Raw genomic sequence first — 20306 nt, 5'->3', positions numbered from 1 at the left:
GCGCCCGTTAAGAAGGGCCCTGTCCACGCGCGGACAGGGCCCTTTCGCGAACCTCAGGCGCGAGCCACGCCGTCCCGGCGGGCCGCCTCGGCGACCGCGTCGGCCACCGCCGGTGCCACCCGCGGGTCGAGCGGCGAGGGCACGATGGCCTCGGGCGTCAGCGTCTCGGCGACCACCGAGGCGATCGCGTCGGCGGCGGCGACCTTCATCGCGTCGGTGATCCGGGTGGCTCGGGCGTCGAGTGCGCCGCGGAACACGCCCGGGAAGGCCAACACGTTGTTGATCTGGTTCGGGTAGTCGCTGCGGCCGGTGGCGACCACCGCGACGTGCCGGGCGGCCACCTCCGGATCCACCTCCGGGGTGGGGTTGGCCAGCGCGAACACGATGCCGCCCGGCGCCATGCCGGCCACCGCCCGCTCGGGGATCAGCCCGCCGGAGACCCCGATCAGCACGTCGGCGTCGCGCAGCGCCTCGGCGACGTCGCCCTGCCGACCGTCGGCGTTGGTCAGCTCGGCGAGTTCGGCCTTCGTCCCGGTGAGGCCGGTGCGCTGCCGGGAGATGATGCCCCGGGAGTCGCAGACCACCACCCGCTCCGGGTCCACGCCGCCGGCCACCAGCATCCTGGTCACCGCCACGCCGGCCGCTCCCGCGCCGCTCACCGCCACCCGCAGGTCGCCGAGTTTGCGGTTGAGCAGCGTCGCGGCGTTGCGCAACGCGGCCAGCACGACGATCGCGGTGCCGTGCTGGTCGTCGTGGAAGACGGGGATGTCCAACGCCTCGTCGAGCCGCCGCTCCACCTCGAAGCACCGTGGTGCGCTGATGTCCTCCAGGTTGATGCCACCGAACGACGGCGCGAGCGCGGTGACCACCGCGACGATCTCGTCGACGTCCTGGGTGGCCAGGCAGACCGGTACCGCGTCGACCCCGCCGAACTGCTTGAACAGCACGGCCTTGCCCTCCATCACCGGCAGCGCGGCGCTCGGGCCGATGTTGCCGAGACCGAGTACGGCCGAGCCGTCGGTGACGACCGCGACGGCGCGCGAGGCCCAGGTGTAGTCGTGGGCGAGGGCCGGGTCGGCGGCGATCGCCTCGCAGACCCGGGCCACACCCGGGGTGTACGCGAGGGAGAGATCGTCCCGGCTGGTCAGCGGCACGGTCGAGACGACGGCCATCTTGCCGCCTCGGTGCAGTTGGAAGACGGGATCAGCAGGGTCCACGGTGGACGAAGACATGGTGACTCCAGAATGATCGAGCAACTGGGCCGGCCGGTCGGGCGCACGGTGAGGCGAGCGAGCGGCGGCGGTGCGGGGGGTCACCCGGGCACTTCCGAGCATAGTCAGGCCCAGGGGTCCAGTATGTGAGCAGGTTCATAACGGTCTTGGCGGCACCCGGCCGGGTCGGGGCCAGTACCGGACGATCACCCGACCCTGCACGTCCGCCACGCCGTACGCCCGGGAGTCGTCGGTGACCAGGCCGTTGTCACCGGACAGCCACCAGCCGCCGTCGACCGGGCGGACCGCGCGTTTGACCACCAGCAGGTCGGGTCGGCTGCGGAAAACCGCGATCACCACGTCACCGGGCCGGGTCTCCCGGCCGCCCCGGCGTACCAGCACCGCGTCGCCGTGACGCAGCGTGGGTGCCATGGAGGGCCCGGTCACCAGCACGGCCGACAGCGGCCACTGCAGCCGGGGGGCGGGCACGGGTTTCACCTCCAGCCGCCTCGGGGACCACCGTCCAGGAGTAATGTCGTCTTGGATCATCGCAAACTTCCCATGGAGGATCCCGATGCGACTTCCACGCATCCTTACGCCCCGCGTGAGCGCCAGCGCCCACTGCGACCTGCCCTGCGGCGTCTACGACCCCGCGCAGGCCCGCATCGAGGCCGAGTCGGTGAAAATGATCTGCGAGAAGTACCAGGCCAACACCGACCCGGAATTCCGCACCAGGGCCATCCTGATCAAGGAGCAGCGGGCGGAACTGGTCAAGCACCACCTCTGGGTGCTGTGGACCGACTACTTCAAGCCCCCGCACTTCGAGAAGTACCCGCACCTGCACCAGTTGTTCAACGAGGCCACCAAGCTGGCCGGCGCCGCCGGTGCCAAGGGCGCCACGGACCCGACCAAGGCGGACGAGCTGCTTCAGAAGATCGACGAGATTTCCAAGATCTTCTGGGAGACCAAGCAGGCGTGAGGTCGTCCGCGTACGGCACCTGAAGCTGTTCACCGCGTCGGCGGTCGGCGTGTCCCATTGCGGACGCGCCGACCGCCGACGCGTTGCGGCCCTCGATTGCCGTCAGGCGGTCTCGTTCGGAGTGGGCCACCCGGGCCGTCCGGCCGCCGTACCTACCGTCATCAGACGCGTGGCGGCCCGAGCGGGTAGAGTCCCCGACCGGGGGGATGAGTGGTGACTCAACTGACCGGCCAGCCGACGACCGATGACGACATCGTGCACCTCACCGTGCCTGCGGACGGCGGATATCTGAGCGTTCTCCGCACCGCCACGGCCGGCCTCGCGGCCCGTCTCCAGTTCGCCCTGGACGAGATCGAGGATCTGCGCATCGCGGTCGACGAGGCGTGCGCGATGCTGCTCGCCATCGCCGCCACGGATGCCGAACTGGACTGTCGCTTCTCCGTCACCGAGGACGCACTGACCGTCGAGGTGACCGTGCCGACGATGTCCGGCGCCCGGCTGCCGGCGGAGTCGTCGTTCGCCTGGAAGGTACTCACCGCGCTGACCACCTCGGCGGGGGCGCGGGCGACCGACGGCCGGGCGACCATCTCGCTGCTCACCCGGCGCGCCTCCGGTTGGTGACCGGCCGCCCGGGTCAGCTCACTCGAAGCCCAGAGCGCGGGTGGTCGGCGGGCTCACCAGCAACCAGGTGACCCCGACGCCGAGCGCGATCAGCGGCACGCCGAGCCAACCGAGCCCGCCCTGGATCATGAACCAGCCGATCGGCAACAGCATGAGCTGAAGCACGATGGCCGGCGCGCGGGCACCGGCTCGCCGTCGGAGCAGGGCGCCGCCCAGCGCCCAGAGAGCGACTGCGGCACCGACGGCGAAGGCCGTCACCAGCAGCGCCGACGTCAGGTGGGTGGTGGTGGCGGTCAGATCCGCGAAGATCAGCCAGGCGGCGACCAGCCCGACGGCGACCGCCTGGCCGCGCAGCAGCCGGACCGCCCAACGGAGCGTGACGGGGGTCGGGTCGGGGTCGATGGTCACGCGGTCACGATACCGGTGACGGCTCGGAGTACAGTGCCGCCCATGCGGGCCGTCCTGCTGGTCAATCCGAAGGCCACCACCACCAGTGAGCGCGCGCGTGACGTGCTCGTCCGAGCGCTGCGCAGCGAGGTCGACCTCTCCGTGCGCTACACCCGCCAGCGCGGCCACGCCACCACGCTGGCCCGGGAGGCCGCCGAGGAGGGTGTCGACGCGGTGGTCACCCTCGGTGGCGACGGCACGGTGAACGAGGTGGTCAACGGGCTGATGACAGCGACCACCGCGGGTGGCGCCGAACCGACCGCCGACCGGTTGCCGGCCCTGGCCACCGTGCCGGGCGGCTCGACAAACGTCTTCGCCCGGGCGCTCGGCCTGCCCCGGGAATGGCCGGAGGGCGCCAGCATGATCATGGAGGGGCTGCGGCTGGGCCGGCGCCGCACGATCGGCCTCGGTCGGGCCGACGACCGCTACTTCACCTTCTGCGCCGGCTTCGGGCTCGACGCGTCGGTGATCCACCGGGTCGAGGAGGCTCGCCGCCGTGGCCGGGTCTCCTCCCCCTCGCTCTACTTCCGGGCGTTCACCGCGCAGTTCCTGCTGGGCAACGAGCGGCGGCACCCGGCCATCCAGCTGGAGCGGCCGGGCGAGGCGACCGAGGGCGAACTGGCCACGATCATCGTGCAGAACACCGCACCATGGACGTACGTCGGGGACCGGGAGGTCAACCCGAATCCGGCCGCATCGTTCGATCTGGGGCTCGACGTGCTGGCCCTGCGCCAGCTCGGCGTCGCCAGCACGACACGCACCGTGACGCAATTCTTCTCTCCGACGCCCGATCCGCATGGTCGTCAGGTCCTGCGGCTGCATGACGTGGCCGAGTTCACGCTGGTCGCGAGCCGTCCGCAGGCATTTCAGCTCGACGGCGACTATCTTGGCGAGCGGGAAAAAATCAGATTCACAAGCGTTCCCGCCGCACTCAGAGTAATCTGTTAGGTCTCCGGTACCACCGGGGTGAGGTAGTCGGCGGCACCCCCGGCGCGACGGCTGCGACACCCGGGACGGATGCCGGAAATGTCAGCAATGCGCGGCGGACTGTACTATATTGATCCTCGACTGTGATACGACGGGTAGCCGGAGAGATCTGGAACCCGGACAAATGGGTTGTGGGCTTGCTCACCGTCCGGAGTTTTTCCGAGCGCCACCCTTGACATCGCGTGAGTTCGTGAAAGTATTCACAAGCGAACTTGAGTTACCGGGACATTGCCTGGACATGCTCGGCAAGTTGAGCTTTTCCAGCAGGCTTCCGGGGCCAACAGCCTGCTCACGCATTGCCGAAATGGCGGACGCGAAGCGTCACCATCGGCAATGCGGATGCATATAGGAAAAGCACCAACAAGCAACATCTGCCACCCATCCAGAATGAGGAGTGTTGCCGCCATGGACTGGCGTCACCATGCTGTCTGCCGCGACGAGGACCCGGAGCTGTTCTTCCCGATCGGGACGTCCGGTCCGGCTCTCCTGCAGGTCGAGCAGGCCAAGGCCGTCTGCCGGCGCTGCTCCGTGACCGACCAGTGCCTGCAGTGGGCGCTGGAATCCGGTCAGGACGCTGGCGTCTGGGGCGGGATGAGCGAGGAGGAGCGGCGCGCCGTCAAGCGTCGCGGCGGCCTCCGGGTGCTGCGCGCTCACTCCGCCTGACCACTACACACGTACGAAGCGAAACGCCCCGGCCGGCTCAGCCCGCCGGGGCGTTCTGCTGCCCAACCTGAATCACCGTTCATGTTCCCCGCAATATCATCGCTAGTGCTGCGTCGGCGAAAATTGCGGCCGCAACACGCCTGACGTTGCGCGGTTCTTCGGTCGGTACGGAGAGTCAGGGGTGAGTCGGCGTGGTGGTTACCCGGCGGATTATCAGGTCCACCAGATCCGGTACGTCGGTGAGCGGGGATGCCACGGCGACCGCACCCGCGTCCCGGGCAGACGCCGTCACCGAGTCGTGGAACAACCCGGGGGCCAGGAAGTAAGCCGCCACGGCCACCCGTCGCGCGCCAGCCGCCCGCAGCCGGTTCACCGCCGCACCGGCATCCGGCGGCGCCGCCGAGGCGTACGACACCCGGGTCGGGATGTTCAGGGCCGCGCCCAACGCGGCAGCCACCCGGCCGACGGATCCCCGGGCCGCGGCGTCCCGGGTGCCCGCAGCGGCCAGCACCACGGCGTCGCACCGACCCGGCCGCGCCTCGCCCAGCCGCCGCCGCAACCCGGCCAGCAGCGCCGGGTCCACCTCACCCCGCACCGGCCCGAGCACGTCGGTGACCCGCACCTGGATCGGTGGGCCGGATCGCTGGGCCGCCGCCACCGCCGCCGGAATGTCGACCCGGCGGTGGTAGGCGGCGGTCAGCAGCAGCGGCACCAGAACCGCTCGGGAGTAGCCGGCCGCGACCAGCCCGCGCAGCGCCTCGGTCGGGTCGGGCTCGGTATGGTCGAGCCAGCTCGCCAGCACCGGGGTACCCGGGCGAGCGGCGGCGACCGCCCGGGCCAGAGCCCTGGTCGCCTCGGCCGCCCGGGGATCGCGACTGCCGTGGGCGACCAGCAGCAGCGGATCGCCGTCCGACCGGGGCTCGCCGGTCGGGCCGGCACCTGGGCCGACGCCTCCGGTCAGACGTGCAGCCCGCACTCGGTCTTCTCGAACATCGCCCAGCGACCGGCCCGTGGGTCCTCACCGGCTCCGGTCCGCCGGGTGCACGGCCAGCAACCGATCGAGCCGTAGCCGCGCCGGAACAGCTCGTTGACCGGCACGTTCCACCGCGCGATGTACGTGTCGACGTCCGCCTGCGTCCAGGCCGCGATCGGATTGACCTTCACCTTGCCCCGACGCGCGTCGAAGGTCACCACCGGCGTGTTGGCGCGGGTCGGCGACTCGTCGCGACGCAGGCCGGCGGCCCACGCGTCATAGTCGGTAAGTGCCCGCTCCAGCGGCTCCACCTTGCGCAGCTGGCAGCATTCGTCCGGGGACCTGTTGAACAGCCGCGGTCCGTACTCGCCGTCCTGTTGACCCACGGTGAGTCGCGGCCGGATGGACCGGACGTTCACCGGGAGCGTGCGGGCCACCTCGTCGCGGACCGCGAGAGTCTCCGGGAAGTGCAGCCCGGTGTCGAGAAAGACCACGTCCACCCCGGGTGCGACCCGGGAGACCAGGTGGGCGAGGACGGCGTCGGCCATCGAGCTGGTCACGCAGAACCGGTTTCCGAAGGTCTCCGCCGCCCACCGTGCGATCTCCGACGCGGGCGCGCCCTCCAGCTCCCGGCCGGCCCGTTCGGCCAGCACCCGCAGTTCGTCGGGGTCGCGTCGGGACGGATCGGCGGTGGCCACGGCGGCGGTGCCGACCAGGCCCAGGCCGGCGGCGGAGACCAGGGCGCTCACCGGTTCACCGCCCGGGAGAGCAGGCCGCTGAACCTGACCGTGAAGACCCGCGCGCAGGCGTGGCACTCCCATGCACCGTGCCCGGTCTCACTCGGCCGCAGATCCTCCTCGCCGCAGTACGGGCAGTACAGCGGCACGGAACGAGTCTCACCACTCATCGCAGTTCCTCCTCGTCGACCCGAATCACCCAGTTGGCGAACGTCTCGCCCTCGGTCCGGCCGGCCAGGTAGCGAACGGCCAGCCGCTCGACGTACCCGGGCAGCTCCTCGGCGGTCGTCTTCAGGCCACGGAGCTTGCGCCCGAAGCCTGCGGTGCGCCCCTCGGCCATGCCGAGCCCACCGCCGAGATGCACCTGGAAGCCCTCCACCTGACGGCCGTCCGGCCCGGTCACCAACTGCCCCTTGAGGCCGATGTCGGCGACCTGGGTGCGGGCGCAGGCGTTGGGGCAGCCGTTGATGTGGATGGAGATGTCCGCGTCGAAGTCGCGCAGTCGCTGCTCCAGCCGGTCCACCAGTTCCTCGCCGCGCGCCTTGGTCTCGACGATGGCGAGCTTGCAGTACTCGATGCCGGTGCAGGCCATGGTGCCGCGCCGCCAGGCCGACGGCTGGGCCTCCAGGCCGATCTCGCGCAGGCCCCCGATCAGCGACTCCGTCCGCTCCGGCGGCACGTCGAGCACCAGCAGCTTCTGGTACGCGGTGAGTCGCACCCGCTCGCTGCCGTGCGCCTCGACCACGTCCGCGAGCTGGGCGAGCTGGGTTCCGGAGACCCGCCCCACCACCGGGGCGGCACCGACGTAGTTGCGGCCGTCGCGCTGCCGGTGCACACCGATGTGGTCGATCGGCCGCTCCGGCAGTGCCGGGGCGGGGCCGTCGAGCAGCGTCCGACCGAGGTACTCCTTCTCCAGCACCTCCCGGAACTTCGCCAAACCCCAGTCGGCGACCAGGAACTTCAGCCGGGCGCGGTTGCGCAGCCGGCGGTAGCCGTAGTCGCGGAAGATGCCGACCACGCCGGCCCAGACGTCGGGTACCTCGGCCAGCGGTACCCAGGCACCGAGCCGCTGGGCCAGCATCGGGTTGGTGGACAGGCCCCCGCCGACCCACAGGTCGAAGCCCGGGCCGTGCTCCGGGTGATCGACACCGAGGAAGGCGATGTCGTTCGCCTCGTACGGGGTGTCCACCAGCCAGGAGATCGACGACTTGAACTTGCGCGGCAGGTTGGAGAACTGCTTGTCGCCGACGTACCGCTTGACGATCTCGTCGATGGCGGGAGTGGGGTCGACCCGCTCGGTCTCGGCCACCCCGGCCACCGGGCTGCCCAGCACGATCCGGGGACAGTCGCCGCACGCCTCGGTGGTCTGCAACCCGACCGACTCCAGCCGCCGCCAGATCTCCGGCATGTCCTCGACCCGGATCCAGTGGTATTGGATGTTCTGCCGGTCGGTGATGTCCGCGGTGTCCCGGGCGAACTCCCGCGAGATCTCGGCGATCGTCCGCAACTGGGTCAGGTCGAGCTGGCCGCCGTCGACGCGTACCCGCAGCATGAAGAACTCGTCTTCCAACTCGTGCGGTTCCAGCACGGCGGTACGCCCGCCGTCGATGCCCGCCTTCCGCTGGGTGTACAGGCCCCACCACCGGAACCGGCCGCGCAGATCCTGCGGGTCGATGGAGGCGAATCCACGGTGGGCGTAGATGTTCTCGATGCGGGCGCGGACGTTCAGCGGATCGTCGTCCTTCTTGATCCGCTCATTGGGGTTGAGGGGCTCCCGGTGCCCGAGCGCCCACTGGCCCTCACCACGGGGGCGCCGGGGCGCCCGCGGCGGGCGGGCCGGGATCTCGCTGACTGCCATCGCGGCGTCCTCCGTTGTCTGCTGCGCCTCGGTGGGGCTGCGCGGGCGCGACGACCGGTTCCCGGAGGGACCGTGGACAGCGATGTCTCTGCACGGCCGGCGCGCTGCGTGCCCGAGGCAGGAATGGTCGGGCGTCGTCAGTAAGCCGGACAGATGGCGCTGCGCACGCGGCCGTAATCGACGTGGCGACGAGCCACGAAGCGGCGCACGACAGCGGCAGTCATGGACGTCATGCTGCCATACCTCGGGCGGGGCGGCCAATGGTCACGTGCGTGATCCCACATCACGGGCGGTCGCTGCCGGCTCCCCCGAGCGTCACCGTGTGGCAGGCTCGCGACGTGGGGGATTTGTCCGATAGGTCGATTCCGGCGGCTGGGATCGGCGTCCGGCTGAGCGGAGGACGCCTGCGCTCGGTACCGGTGTGGCTGGCGCCGGCGACCGTCACCCTGCTGGCAACGCTTGTGGGTCTGGACGCCGCTCAACTGTGGCGCGACGAGTTGGCGACCTGGAGTGCCGCCACCCGAGGACTTACCGGCCTGTTCCGGCTGGCCGGCACCATCGACGCCGCCACCGGCCCCTACTACCTGTTCATGCACGCCTGGTTGGCGGCGGCCGGCGACTCGGTGGCCGCGCTGCGCCTGCCCTCCGCCCTGGCCATGGCCGCGACCGCCGGTCTGACCGCCGTACTTGGACACCGGCTGTGGGACACCCGCGTCGGCACCCTCGCCGGCCTACTGTTCGCGGTGCTCCCCGGCACCTCCCGGTACGGGCAGGAGGCGCGGCCGTACGCTCTGGCCAGCGCGCTCGCCGTGCTGAGTACGCTGCTGCTTGTCGACGCGTTGCGGCGGCCCGCTCGGCGACGCTGGCTCGGCTACGCGGCGGCGACCACCGCTCTCGGGCTCACCCACCTGGTGGCCCTGACCCTCCTCGCCGCCCACGCGGTCGCCGTGCTGACCAGGACGGTCCACGCCGATCCCGCCGATGTCGAGGGCCGGGGTGACGGGTCGAGCGGTGCTGGGAAACGGGAGTCGCCGGGCCGGATGGTCGGATACTGGCTGGCCGCCCTGGTGCCGGTGGCGGTGACGGTGGTGCCGCTGGCCCTGGTCGCCCGGGGACAGCGGGCCCGGCAGCTCGACTGGGTGGACGCCGCCCGACCTGGAGACCTGGCCGCGCTGGCCGGCGGGGTGGCGCAGAGCGGCGTGGTCGGCGGCGTGCTGCTCGGACTCGCCGCGCTCGGCGCGGCCCGGGCGGGCCGCCGGGGGCTGCTGCCGGTGAGCTGCGTCCTGGCGCCGGTGCTGCTGCTCTTTCTCGCCGGGCTGGTCGTCCCCCTCTGGGTGCCCCGCTACCTGGTCTTCGTGGTGCCCTTCGGCTGCCTGCTGGCCGGCGCGGCGCTCGCCGCCGCCCGGCTGCCCGCCGCACTCGCGGTGGTGGCCCTGGCCGGCCTGCTCGGCCTGCCCGACCAGGCCGCGCTACGCCGCACCCACGAGTGGCCACGCAGCGCGACTGTGGACTACCGGGCGGTGGCCGAGATCGTCGCGAGGGATCGGCAGCCCGGTGACGCGGTGGTCTACTCGCCCCGGGGCAGCTGGCTCTTTCTCGATCTCGGCCTGCGCTATCACCTCGGCGGTCGGACCCCGCGGGACGCGCTGCTGGCCGAGGGGCAGCAACGTCGGGGTGACCTGTGGGCCGCCGAGTGCGACCGGCCAGCGGAGTGCCTGGCCGGGGTCGACCGGATATGGCTGGTGCTGGCCGGACGACGATCCGATCCACTGGCCGCCGTGCCCGGCGCCAAGGGCGACGCGCTACGCGACCGCTTCGCGGTGACCCAGGTGTGGCCGCACCCCGGCATCACCCTCGCCCTGCTGACCGCGCCCTGACCGATGGGCGGAAGATCATCCGCCGCCGCGCCCCTCGGGTGCGCTGCGCGCCAGCGGAAGGGCCAGAAACGCCTCGGTGCCACCGTCGGCGCCGGGGCGCAACTCGATGGTGCCGCGCAGTTCCCCGGTGACCAGCGCCCGGACGATCTGCAACCCGAGCTTGGCACCGCCCTCGGCGTCGAACCCCGCCGGCAGGCCCCGACCGTTGTCCGTGACCGTGACGTTCAGCATCTTGCGGAGCCGATGAGCCGAGACCACCACCTCCGGCTTCGGCGGGCCGACGATCACCGGGGCGTCGTCACCAGCCGGCGGGAAGCCGTGTTCGACGGCGTTGAGCAGCAACTCGTTGAGCACCATCACCAACGAGGTGGCGATCTCGGCCGGCAGCACGCCGAAGGTGCCCGTCCGGCGCATCGCGACGGTCACCTCGGTCGCCGCCACCTCGGTAGCCGCGTTGGCCACCCGGTCGACGATCCCGTCGAACTCCACCGCCTCGTCGCTGGACATGGCGAGCGTCTCGTGGACCAGAGCGATCGACGCCACCCGGCGTACGGACTCCTCCAAAGCCACCCGCGCCTCCGGCATGGACACCCGCCGGGCCTGTAGGCGCAGCAGCGCCGCCACCGTCTGCAGGTTGTTCTTCACCCGGTGGTGGATCTCCCGGATGGTGGCGTCCTTCGTGATCAGCGCACGGTCGCGTCGGCGTACCTCGGTGATGTCGCGGACCAGCACCAGCGCGCCGATCGGCACACCGGCGGGCATCAGTGGCAGGGCCCGGGTGAGCATCGTCGCCCCGCGCGCGTCGATCTCCCGCCGCGGCGGGGCCTCGCCGCGCAACGCGGCGAGGATGCCGTTCGCGGCGTCCGTGCCCTCCAGGGGGTCACCGGCCAGCCGCCGGTGCAGCACCGCGAGATCCTCACCGACCAGCAGCGAGGCGTGACCCAGGCGGCGGTACGCCGACTGCGCGTTGGGGCTGGCGTAGGTGACCTTGCCACCCGCGTCCAGCCGCACCAGCCCGTCACCGACCCGCGGCGCCGAGGTGGTCTCGCCCGGGTGCCGGGGCGGCGGGAAGGTGCCGTCGGCGATCATCTGCGCGAGGTCGTCGGCGGTGGTCAGGTAGTTCAACTCCAACTGGCTGGGCGTACGGGCGGTGGAGAGGTTGGTGTCCCGGCCCACCACGGCGATCACCACGCCGGATTCGCCGTCGGCCGCACGCAGCCGGACCGGGATCGCCTCGTGCCGGGCGGGCACGTCGCCGTACCAGACCGGGTCGCCCTCCCGCCAGATGCGCCCCTGCCGGTAGGCGACCTCCAGGTGCGCCACCTCCGGGCCGCCCACGATCCGTCCCACCTGGTCGTCCTGGTACGCGGTGGGCGCGGTGGTCGGGCGGACCTGGGCCACGCAGAGGTAGCTGCCCTCGCCGTCCACCGGAACCCAGAGCAGCAGGTCGGCGAAGGAGAGGTCGGACAGCAACTGCCAGTCACCGGCGATGCGGTGCAGGTGGTCGATGTCGACCCGGCGCAGGCGGGTGTGCTCCTCGGCGAGATCACGCAGCGTTGACACGCCGACCAGCGTGCCACGCCGACCGTCACCTCGTCGCGGTGACCTTCTTCAACCCGCGCGGCGCGTCCGGATCCTCGCCCCGGGTCAGGGCGAGCGCCAACGCCAGCCGCTGCAACGGCAGGATGTCCAGCAGCGGGGCGTACCGCTCGTCGACCTCGGGGACGGCGAGGCGGGTGGCACCGTCGATCTCGGCGGAGCCGACCACCACCACGTCGGCGCGGCGCTCACCGAGCCGGGGCAGCACCTCGCCCATCGACCGCCCGCCCGGCCCCGAGCCGACCACCGCCAGCACCGGCACGTCCGGGTCGGTCATGGCCAGCGGCCCGTGCAGCAGGTCGGCGCCGGAGAACGCCAGCGCCGGCAGGTACGACGTCTCCATCAGCTTCAGCGCCGCCTCCCGGGCGGTCGGGTACGCGTACCCCCGGCCGGTGGTGACGATCTGGGCGGCGAAGCGGTAGCGCGGCGCGAGCTGAGCCGCGACGGGGTCGGTGAGGGTGCGGGCGGCCAGCTCGGGCAGGTCGGCCAGCGCCCGGCGCTCCTCGGCGGGCAGCGCGCCGTCACCGGCCCGGATCCCCTCCACAAGCATCAGCAGGGCGAGCAGTTCGGCCGTGTAGGTCTTGGTGGCGGCCACCGCCCGCTCGTGTCCCGCCGCGATGTCCACGGACAGCTCCGCGGTCGTGGCCAGCGGGGAGTCCGGTGCGTTGGTGACGGCGAGGGTGAGGGCACCGGAGTCGCGGGCGGCCCGGAGCACCTCCGTCAGGTCGGGCGATCCGCCGCTCTGGCTGACCCCGACGACCAGGGCGTCGGAAAGGTCGGGCCGGGCGCCGAAGAGGGTGACCGCGCTGGGCGAGGCCAGGCCGGCCGGCAGGCCGAGGCGGATCTCGCTGAGGTAGGCGCCGTAGAGCGCGGCATGGTCCGAGGTGCCGCGTGCGGTGAACACCACGTGCCGGGGTCGGCGCTCGGCGACGGTCGCGGCCACCCGGGCGATGGCTGTGGCGTGCTCGGTGGAGAGCAACCGCTCGTAACCGGCCGGCTGCTCGTCGATGTCGGCGGCCATGCCGCTACCTGGGCGCGTCACGGAAACTCCTCCCCTGCGCGATATCCGCGCGATTGCTGCTCAGTCTTGCACCGTAAAGACGGCCTGAGCAATCAAATGAGCAGAAGTGCGCAGTGGATCACCAAAACTGGCCCTCGTCACCTACGCTGACCCGACCTCACCGCGCAACCGGTACCGACGAGCGAGAGGACCACGTGGCCGAGGGAACGGACGACCGGGCGCTGCCGGCGACGGAGGAGCTGATCCTGGCCCGGCGGGCCCTGGATTCCGGCGAGCTGACGCATGCCGCCGACCACGTCGCGGCGGCGCTGGCCCGGGCACCGACGCTGCCCGAGGTGCACGAGACCCTCGCCCGGCTGGCCGCCGCCAGCGGCGACGGCGGGATCGACCTGTTCCCGTTGCAGCACCACACGTTCGTCGGCGCCGTGGTCGCCCGGGCGCATCTGCTCGCCGCGGCCGGCCGCCCGGCCGAGGGCCTTGACCTGCTGGTCGCCGCCACCGCACACGCACCCGGGGCCGACTGGGCGGGGGTGCCCTGGGTGACCTCGCCCGAGTTGGCCGAGCGTCTCGGACCCGAGCAGGCGGGCCGGGTGCTGATGCAGGTCTGCGCCGCCATTCCCGATCCGGTTCCCGCATTGGACCGCAGCGCCCTGTCGCCGTACCTCACGCTCGCCCGCAACGCGATCACCGTCCACCCGGAGCACGCTCTGCTGCTGGGCACCGCGTCCGCGCTGGCCCGGCGGATGGAGGAGGTTCCGCTCGCGGTCCGCTGGGCCAGCCGGGGCGTACGCGCGGCGCCGTCGAAGATGGGCGAGGTGTGGCTTGGGTACGCGCTGCGTAGCGCCGGCCGGACCCGCGAGGCGCTCGCCGCGCTGCGCCGCGCCGTCGAGCACGACCCGGACGATCTGGCGGTGTACGCCGACATCGCCGGCACCCTGGCCGACCACGGCCGGCTGGCGGAGGCGCTGGGCTGGATCGAGCGTGCCCTGGCCCGCAACCCGTCCTTCGACTGCGCGGTACACACCGCGCACCGCCTACGATTCCTGCGCGACGGTGCGGTGCGTCACCTGGTGGCACTGGCGGATTTCACCCGCGACCACCCGGACGACTCGCACGAGCACGGTGACCTGGCCGAATGCTGTCGCGGGCGTCCCTGGCTGGGTCAGTTGACGCCGGCCGCGCCGGTCACCGGGATCTCCGGGCAACCCGGCACCGCCAACGTCGACGGGTCGCAGCCGGCGACGCGCCCCACGCCGCCTCCGCCGTCGACGGAGGCCGCCCGCCGCCTGCGTGAGCTCGCCCACCCGGCCTGGCCGCATCCACCGGCGGCCTACGACGCGGCGGTCGGCCTGGCCACGCTCGACCTGGCCGACCTGCTCGGCCTGCTGGCCCACCCGCCGGAGACTCCGCAGACCGCGCTGGGGCGGGTGCTCTCCGGCCAGGACCCGGCGCTGTGGTTGCGCTGTGTGCAGGTCTGGACCTGCCTCGGGCTGCTGCACCACCGCACCGATGAGCCGTGGGCGGACTCGACCCGGCGGCGGGTGCTGGTGGAGTTGGCGCGCGAGGTGCCAGAGGTCACCGAGGCGGCCCTGTTCGCCCTGGTGACCGCCGCCTGGGTCGACCCGTCGATCCGCCCCGACGTGGCCGCACTGGTCAGCGAGCGGCTGGCGGCGGTGGCCGCAGCGGCCCGGCAACATCCGGTGCCCAACGCGGCCTCCCTGGCACATCTGGCGCTGGCCACGCCGGATCTCGACCCGGAGACCGTCGCCACCGCGCGGACGCTGGCCGGGGTGACCGCCGGCCAGCGTCGCGGCGCACTGCGGACCCTGCTGCGTCGTCTCCTGCCACCGTGGCGGACGCGCCCGCGCGGCACGCCCTGAACCTCCGCCTGGGTGGTGTCCGTCAGGCGGCCGGTGACCGGGCCAGGTCGGCCTCGGCCTGCTCCTGCCCGCTGCTGTCCGGCTCCGGCTCGTTGCTCGTGCGCAACGGGATCTCCCGGATGAACCAGGCCAGCACCGGGACCACGACGGCGAAGAGCACCGCCCAGAGGAACACGTGCGAGATCGCGTCGGCGAGCCCACCGAGCACCAGTTCGCGGGCCTGCGCCGGCAACTCCCGGAGCTGTTCGATGTTCATCGCCGCGCCGGCCTCACCGCCACCGCTGAACGCACTGCCGGCAGCCGAGCCGGCCAGCCGGTTGGCGAAGATGGCGCCGAACAACGAGATGCCGAACGACCCACCGATGGAGCGGAAGAAGGTGGCCGCGCCACTGGCCGCCCCCAGGTCCTTCTGGGCGACGCTGTTCTGCGCGATCAGCATGGAGGTCTGCATGAGGAAGCCCATGCCGGCACCGAGCACGAGCATGTAGAGCGACGAGGAGAACCTGCTGGTGTCCACGTCCAGCAGGCTCAGCAGGGCGAGCCCGACCGTCATCACCCCGCCGCCGACGATCGGGAAGATCCGGTACCGCCCGGTCCGGGTGATCGCCCGGCCGACGACAAGCGAGACCAGCAGCATGCCGAACATCAACGGCAGCAGCAGCAGGCCGGAGTTGGTGGCCGAGGCGCCCTGCACGGTCTGCTGGTACAGCGGCAGGAAGTTCATCGCGCCGAACATCGCGAAGCCGAGCAGGAAGCCGATCACCGAGATGAGGGCGAAGTTCCGGTTGGCGAAGAGCCGCAGCGGCAGAATCGGCTCGGGGACCCGGCGCTCGACGAACCCGAACAGCACCAGCGCCGCGACGGCCAGTACGGCGAGGCCGAGGATCTGCGGGGAGGCCCAGGCGGACTCGTTGCCGCCCCAGGTGGTGATCAACACGATCCCGGTGATGCCGACCGACAGCAGGGCGGCGCCGAGCCAGTCGATGCGGTGCTCGGTGCGGTACTTGGGCAGGTGCATGGTGGCGATCAGCAGCACCAGCGCCACACCGCCCAGTGGCAGGTTGACGTAGAACGCCCAACGCCAGGAGAGGTGATCGGTGATGAAGCCGCCGACCAGCGGACCGGCGACCATCGCGATCGCCATGATCCCGGCGATCATGCCCTGGTAGCGACCGCGCTCGCGGGGCGGCACCAGGTCGCCGATGATCGCCATGACGCCCACCATCAAGCCACCGGCGCCCAGACCCTGGACGGCCCGGAAGGCGATCAACTGGACCATGCCGTCGTCGGGACCGCCGAGGAAACCCGAGCCGGCCATGCCGCACAGCGCGGAACCGACCAGGAAGATCACCACGGCGGTGAGGAAGACCGCCTTACGGCCGTAGAGGTCGCCGAGCTTGCCCCAGATCGGGGTGGAGACGGTGGTCCCCAGCACGTACGCGGTCACCACCCAGGTGAAGTGGTTGAGCCCGCCGAACTCGCCCACGATGCGGGGCAGCGCGGTGCTGACGATCATGTTGTCGAGCATCGCCAGCATCATGGCGATCATCAGACCGAAAAGCACGACCCGCACATTGGGTCGCACGGCAGCCTGGTTCTGCTGGGCCATCGGTAAGCTCTCCCCCCGAGATGCGGCGCACTTACTTGCCGCCCGGCTAGTCACCTTACTAGCCGGACGGTAAGTTGGACAGGCAACGACGGTCAACCGGATTGGCAGGTACGGGTGAGTCAGAGCACAGGCGGCACCCGCGAGCGGATCAAGGCCGTAGCGCTGGAGCTCTTCACGGAGCAGGGCTACGAGGCGACGTCCCTGCGTGAGGTGGCCGAGCGGCTCGGGGTGACCAAGGCCGCGCTCTACTACCACTTCAAGAGCAAGGACGAGATCGTCACCAGCGTGGTGGAGGACCGGCTGGAGCGGATGGACTCTCTGATCGCCTGGGCCGAGAACCAGCCGGCCACGCTGGCCACCCGGCGGGCCGTCATCGAGCGGTACGCCGACGCCATGTTCAGCGGCGAGCAGCCCTCGGTGATGCGGTTCTTCGAGCAGAACCAGACCGCGTTGAAGAGCCTCTCCGCCGGCCGGGAGTTGCGCGGCCGGATGTTCCGGTTGGCCACCGCCCTCTGCCAGGGCGACGACTCCCCCGGTGCCCAACTCCGTGCCGTGCTGGCCCTGTTCGCCGTGCACAGCAGTTGGTTCGCCGTACGCACGCCGGACATCACCGACGCCGAGCGCAAGCGGGTGGCCCTAGAGGTCGCCGACGAACTGCTCGCCGCAATCACCGCACCCCCACCCCAACCCCCCATCCACCCACCCATCTCAGGTTGATCATGAGGTTGGCGGCGAAAATGATCTACATAGCTGCCGCTAACCTCATGATCAACGCGGTCGGGCGGGTGGATCAGGGAGGGGGAGGGGGAGGCGCAGGGCGAGCAGGTTCACGCCGGGGAAGGGGCTCCAGTCCCGCTCGGGCTGGCGGACGAAGCCACGCCTGCGGTAGAGCCGGTGGGCCGGCTCGGCGTGGCCCTCGCGTACGCAGATGGTCACTCCGGTGCAGCCCAGCTCGATCGCCCGGGTCACGCACGCCTCGACCAGAGCGGCGCCGGCTCCCCGTCCCTGCGCGGTCGGGTCCACCGCCAGCATCCGGAACTCCGCCTCCCCCGGGCCGCACATCTCGGCGTACCGGGTGCCGGGCAGCACGAAGGTGACCGAGCCGAGCAGCTGACCGCTCGCCCGGTCCACGGCCACCAGCACGTCACCGTGCTCCGCCCGGGCGGGTACGTCGGCCAGCACATCGGCGTAGCCGGTCTCGCCCTTGAGCTGCCCGTCCGCCTCGTACGCCGCGACGGTGAGTCGGGCGACCGCGGCGAAATCGGCTGGCTCGATCAGGCGGATCAGCGGGTCACTCAACCGATCACCGCGATCAGGTCACCGTCCTGCACCACGTCGCCCTCGTTCACCGCGAGCTGCTGCACGACACCGTCGGACTCGGCGATCACCGGGATCTCCATCTTCATCGACTCCAGGATCACCAGGGTGTCCCCCTCGGACACGGTGTCCCCGGCCGACGCGACGACCTTCCAGACGTTCGCCACCATCTCGGCGCGGATCTCCTCGGCCATCTTCCGGCCCCTTCCTCGCGGCTCCTGGGACGTATCCAATCATGAGCGGGCGGCGGGTGGGCGCGGAGCGGCCCCGGGAGCAGTGCACCCGCACCGCCGGCACTAGCATCAACGAGTCGGACCCGACGCCGGCAAGGGCGACAGCCGCCCGCTGACGGCGTCGTACGCAGCCCCGATCCGGCCATCACGAGGAGGTCACCATGGCGAAGAAGGCCCGTAAGAAGAAGGCCCGTAAGAAGAGCGCCGCGAACCACGGCAAGCGCCCCAACTCCTGAGCCGGCGGGCGGCTGCCCGCCGCGAACGGACGACGGACACAGCGGTGCCCGGGTCGGAAATCGACCCGGGCACCGGCGCTTGTCAATCGGCCAGCTCGCGCGACTCGCTGGTCTCGAAGACGACGAGTTCGCTGATCCGTACCCGCAGCCGTTCGCGCAGCTCGTCCGGCGCGGACTCGTTGCCGCAGCAACGGGCGACCAGCGCCTTGACCTCCTGCTCGATGCCGTACTCGCGCAGGCAGTGACCACACTCGTCGAGATGGTGCCGGATCAGCGTCCGCCGTTCCTGCGCACACTCCAGATCGAGGTAGAGGTAGACCTCGGCGAGCACCTCACGGCAGTCCGTCTCGTGCGGCTCTCCACAGCTCACGTCACACCTCCCGGCCGGTGGCGGCGGTCGAGCTCCGGGCCGGCTGGGCCGCGGAGAAACCCCGCTCCGCGGCGTACCCCTCAAGCAGCTTGCGCAGATTACGACGCCCGCGGTGCAACCGCGACATCACCGTGCCGATCGGCGTGCCCATGATGTCGGCGACCTCCTTGTAGGAGAAGCCCTCGACATCGGTGAGGTAGACCGCCAGCCGGAACTCCTCCGGCAACTGCTGGAGGGCCTCCTTGACGTCGCTGTCCGGCAGCCGGTCGAGCGCCTCGGTCTCGGCGGACCGCAGCCCGCTGGAGGTGTGCGACTCCGCCTCGGCCAGCTGCCAGTCGGTGATCTCGTCGGTGGGCGCCTGCACCGGTTGGCGCTGCCGCTTCCGGTACGAGTTGATGTAGGTGTTGGTCAGAATCCGGTAGAGCCAGGCCTTCAGGTTCGTGCCCTGCTCGAACTGGTGGAAGGCGGCGTACGCCTTCAGGTAGGTCTCCTGGACCAGGTCCTCGGCATCCGCCGGGTTACGCGTCATCCGCAGGCCGGCCGCGTACAGCTGATCGACGAATGGCATCGCGTCCCGTTCGAACCGGGCCCTGCGCTCGTCCGTCTTCTCCGTGGTCAACCGCACATCCCCTCGGGTTGGATGCTTCCCCGCCGAGGATACGCGCACCGGCCTTCCGGCAGATTCAGTTCCGACGGGTGTGCCCGTCGCCACCTCGGCCGGCGGCACCGCCGCCGGCCACTTCGGGCCGGCCAGCAGCTGCCTGAGCTGCCGTGCCTCCCGCTCGTCGTGTTCCCGGCTCCGGATCTCGGTCGGCACCGGTCACCCCCTCGCACAGTGGTTGCCCGAGGTGTTCAACACGCGCCGTGGGTCGGGACATTCCGGCTCGGCCCGGGCGTTCCTGGTCCCCGCCCCGGCGGTGCGACCGTGGCTGGGACCAGGAAGGGCCTGGGAGCCCGGTGTCGCCGCCCGGACGGGCACTGGGACACCATCGGGTGCAACGAAGCGGCGCGGCAGCCGGAAACGGCACCCGGGGCACGGTGCCCCGGCGGCATCCACCTGCCGTCAGGCCGTGGCCCAGCCGTGCTCGCGCAGCCAGTCCAGCGTCAGGGCGGCCGTACCGACCGGATCGCCCCGCAGGTCGTGCCGCTCCCCCGGCCGGACCACCACCCGGATCCCAGGGCCCGGCTCCGGCACACCGAACGGATCGCGATCCCCGTTCACCACCAGGGTCGGCACGCCGGTCAGCAGCTCACCGGCCCGACTCTGCTCCGGCCGACCGGGCGGATGCAGCGGGAAGGCGAGTGCCACCACCCCGGCGGCGCCCACCGCGGTCGCCGTCCGGCAGGCCACCCGCGCACCGCTGGAGCGACCACCGACCACAAGCGGTACGCCCGGATGCCGCTGCCGCAGCACCGTCAGCACGGCGGACCACGCCTCGTCGAGGTGCCCGGCCGGGGCCGGCGCGCGCCGGCCGGCGAGCCGGTACGGCTGGGTCACCCGCACCACCACCAGCCCGGTGGTCACCGCCGCGTCGCGCAGGGCGATGAGATCCGGGGCGTCGACGCTGCCGCCGGCCCCGTGCCCCAGCACCAGCAGGGCTCGGGGCGGGCCGGACGGCTGATCGGTGTCGACCCCAGCGGGGCCGCGCGGGGTTTCGAGGACGTCGTGTGGCACCGCCCCATTCAAC

General features: G+C 71.7%; 23 protein-coding genes. 8 read left to right on the top strand and 15 right to left on the bottom strand.

All coding sequences use genetic code 11. The features are described 5' to 3' along the window. Positions 1-53 precede the first annotated feature (53 nt). Both ACFY2A_RS23065 and ACFY2A_RS23060 read right to left on the bottom strand, forming a co-directional pair. On the bottom strand, positions 54-1232 hold the full coding sequence (locus tag ACFY2A_RS23065; RefSeq protein ID WP_204008454.1) for an NADP-dependent malic enzyme: 1179 nt from the start codon (positions 1230-1232) through the stop codon (positions 54-56). Positions 1233-1367: 135 nt separating this feature from the next. Next, on the bottom strand, positions 1368-1760 hold the full coding sequence (locus tag ACFY2A_RS23060; protein WP_387174472.1) for a S24/S26 family peptidase: 393 nt from the start codon (positions 1758-1760) through the stop codon (positions 1368-1370). Between the two features lie 25 nt (positions 1761-1785). On the opposite strand from ACFY2A_RS23060, the gene sodN reads away from it, so the two are divergent. Together sodN and ACFY2A_RS23050 are read left to right on the top strand one after the other, a co-directional pair. Next, positions 1786-2190, top strand: a complete 405-nt coding sequence (gene sodN, locus ACFY2A_RS23055; protein ID WP_363922800.1) for a superoxide dismutase, Ni — start codon at positions 1786-1788, stop codon at positions 2188-2190. A gap of 213 nt (positions 2191-2403) precedes the next feature. Continuing rightward, on the top strand, positions 2404-2811 hold the full coding sequence (locus ACFY2A_RS23050) for an anti-sigma regulatory factor (RefSeq protein WP_363922798.1): 408 nt from the start codon (positions 2404-2406) through the stop codon (positions 2809-2811). Between the two features lie 18 nt (positions 2812-2829). Here ACFY2A_RS23050 and ACFY2A_RS23045 read toward each other — a convergent pair whose 3' ends face one another. Then, complete coding sequence (locus ACFY2A_RS23045) at positions 2830-3219, bottom strand: hypothetical protein (RefSeq protein WP_363922796.1); 390 nt, start codon at positions 3217-3219, stop codon at positions 2830-2832. Between the two features lie 42 nt (positions 3220-3261). On the opposite strand from ACFY2A_RS23045, the gene ACFY2A_RS23040 reads away from it, so the two are divergent. Next, positions 3262-4206 carry a diacylglycerol kinase family protein gene (locus tag ACFY2A_RS23040; RefSeq protein ID WP_363922794.1) on the top strand — a complete coding sequence of 315 codons (945 nt, stop codon included), beginning with the start codon at positions 3262-3264 and terminating at the stop codon, positions 4204-4206. A 444-nt stretch (positions 4207-4650) separates the two neighbouring features. Further along, positions 4651-4908, top strand: a complete 258-nt coding sequence (locus ACFY2A_RS23035) for a WhiB family transcriptional regulator (protein ID WP_007072794.1) — start codon at positions 4651-4653, stop codon at positions 4906-4908. A 175-nt stretch (positions 4909-5083) separates the two neighbouring features. On the opposite strand, the gene ACFY2A_RS23030 is transcribed toward ACFY2A_RS23035, so the two are convergent. From ACFY2A_RS23030 to ACFY2A_RS23015, 4 genes are read right to left on the bottom strand one after another with little or no spacing between them, the layout of a single operon-like run. Then, positions 5084-5884 (bottom strand): sirohydrochlorin chelatase, encoded by an 801-nt coding sequence (locus ACFY2A_RS23030; protein ID WP_387174469.1) that lies wholly within the window; start codon positions 5882-5884, stop codon positions 5084-5086. Next, positions 5866-6630: a phosphoadenylyl-sulfate reductase gene (locus tag ACFY2A_RS23025; protein ID WP_387174467.1), complete on the bottom strand. Its 765-nt coding sequence runs from the start codon at positions 6628-6630 to the stop codon at positions 5866-5868. The genes ACFY2A_RS23030 and ACFY2A_RS23025 overlap by 19 nt, the downstream gene beginning before the upstream one ends. Beyond that, a complete protein-coding gene (locus ACFY2A_RS23020; RefSeq protein ID WP_166458566.1) occupies positions 6627-6788 on the bottom strand; it encodes a hypothetical protein in 162 nt (53 codons plus the stop codon). Before ACFY2A_RS23020 ends, ACFY2A_RS23025 begins: the two co-directional genes overlap by 4 nt. Beyond that, positions 6785-8476, bottom strand: coding sequence for a nitrite/sulfite reductase (locus ACFY2A_RS23015; protein ID WP_387174465.1), 1692 nt, complete (start codon positions 8474-8476; stop codon positions 6785-6787). The genes ACFY2A_RS23020 and ACFY2A_RS23015 overlap by 4 nt, the downstream gene beginning before the upstream one ends. A 389-nt stretch (positions 8477-8865) precedes the next feature. Here ACFY2A_RS23015 and ACFY2A_RS23010 point away from each other — a divergent pair, with 389 nt between their 5' ends. Further along, positions 8866-10353, top strand: a complete 1488-nt coding sequence (locus ACFY2A_RS23010) for a glycosyltransferase family 39 protein (RefSeq protein WP_387174594.1) — start codon at positions 8866-8868, stop codon at positions 10351-10353. Between the two features lie 15 nt (positions 10354-10368). Here the strand turns inward: ACFY2A_RS23010 and ACFY2A_RS23005 are convergent, their stop codons facing one another. Then, positions 10369-11916, bottom strand: a complete 1548-nt coding sequence (locus ACFY2A_RS23005) for a sensor histidine kinase (protein WP_387174463.1) — start codon at positions 11914-11916, stop codon at positions 10369-10371. Positions 11917-11941: 25 nt separating this feature from the next. Continuing rightward, the gene (locus ACFY2A_RS23000) at positions 11942-12973 is read right to left on the bottom strand and encodes an SIS domain-containing protein (protein WP_387174592.1); all 1032 of its coding nucleotides are present in this window, start codon (positions 12971-12973) and stop codon (positions 11942-11944) included. Positions 12974-13167: 194 nt separating this feature from the next. Between ACFY2A_RS23000 and ACFY2A_RS22995 the strand changes: the two genes are divergently transcribed. Continuing rightward, entirely contained in the window at positions 13168-14853 is a 1686-nt protein-coding gene (locus tag ACFY2A_RS22995) for a tetratricopeptide repeat protein (protein WP_387174461.1), read from the top strand. Positions 14854-14875: 22 nt separating this feature from the next. Here the strand turns inward: ACFY2A_RS22995 and ACFY2A_RS22990 are convergent, their stop codons facing one another. Next, positions 14876-16462 carry an MDR family MFS transporter gene (locus tag ACFY2A_RS22990; RefSeq protein WP_387174459.1) on the bottom strand — a complete coding sequence of 529 codons (1587 nt, stop codon included), beginning with the start codon at positions 16460-16462 and terminating at the stop codon, positions 14876-14878. 114 nt (positions 16463-16576) lie between these two features. Here ACFY2A_RS22990 and ACFY2A_RS22985 point away from each other — a divergent pair, with 114 nt between their 5' ends. Beyond that, entirely contained in the window at positions 16577-17179 is a 603-nt protein-coding gene (locus tag ACFY2A_RS22985) for a TetR/AcrR family transcriptional regulator (RefSeq protein WP_387174457.1), read from the top strand. A gap of 51 nt (positions 17180-17230) precedes the next feature. On the opposite strand, the gene ACFY2A_RS22980 is transcribed toward ACFY2A_RS22985, so the two are convergent. Together ACFY2A_RS22980 and ACFY2A_RS22975 are read right to left on the bottom strand one after the other, a co-directional pair. Beyond that, positions 17231-17761 carry a GNAT family N-acetyltransferase gene (locus ACFY2A_RS22980; protein WP_387174455.1) on the bottom strand — a complete coding sequence of 177 codons (531 nt, stop codon included), beginning with the start codon at positions 17759-17761 and terminating at the stop codon, positions 17231-17233. Beyond that, a complete protein-coding gene (locus ACFY2A_RS22975) occupies positions 17758-17973 on the bottom strand; it encodes a biotin/lipoyl-binding carrier protein (RefSeq protein WP_093405215.1) in 216 nt (71 codons plus the stop codon). The genes ACFY2A_RS22980 and ACFY2A_RS22975 overlap by 4 nt, the downstream gene beginning before the upstream one ends. 200 nt (positions 17974-18173) lie before the next feature. Here ACFY2A_RS22975 and ACFY2A_RS22970 point away from each other — a divergent pair, with 200 nt between their 5' ends. Further along, positions 18174-18248, top strand: coding sequence for a 50S ribosomal protein bL37 (locus ACFY2A_RS22970; protein ID WP_370461611.1), 75 nt, complete (start codon positions 18174-18176; stop codon positions 18246-18248). Between the two features lie 82 nt (positions 18249-18330). Here ACFY2A_RS22970 and rsrA read toward each other — a convergent pair whose 3' ends face one another. The 3 genes from rsrA to ACFY2A_RS22955 form a co-directional block, all read right to left on the bottom strand. Next, positions 18331-18618 (bottom strand): mycothiol system anti-sigma-R factor, encoded by a 288-nt coding sequence (gene rsrA, locus ACFY2A_RS22965; RefSeq protein ID WP_363922778.1) that lies wholly within the window; start codon positions 18616-18618, stop codon positions 18331-18333. Position 18619: 1 nt separating this feature from the next. Next, positions 18620-19435 carry a sigma-70 family RNA polymerase sigma factor gene (locus ACFY2A_RS22960; RefSeq protein ID WP_363922776.1) on the bottom strand — a complete coding sequence of 272 codons (816 nt, stop codon included), beginning with the start codon at positions 19433-19435 and terminating at the stop codon, positions 18620-18622. A gap of 246 nt (positions 19436-19681) precedes the next feature. Continuing rightward, positions 19682-20293, bottom strand: a complete 612-nt coding sequence (locus tag ACFY2A_RS22955) for an alpha/beta family hydrolase (RefSeq protein ID WP_387174452.1) — start codon at positions 20291-20293, stop codon at positions 19682-19684. Positions 20294-20306 lie beyond the last annotated feature (13 nt).

Origin of the sequence: Micromonospora sp. NPDC000442, from assembly GCF_042898635.1 — a bacterium.
Taxonomy (GTDB): Bacteria; Actinomycetota; Actinomycetes; order Mycobacteriales; family Micromonosporaceae; genus Micromonospora.
This window is presented reverse-complemented; position numbering and strand designations above follow the sequence as displayed.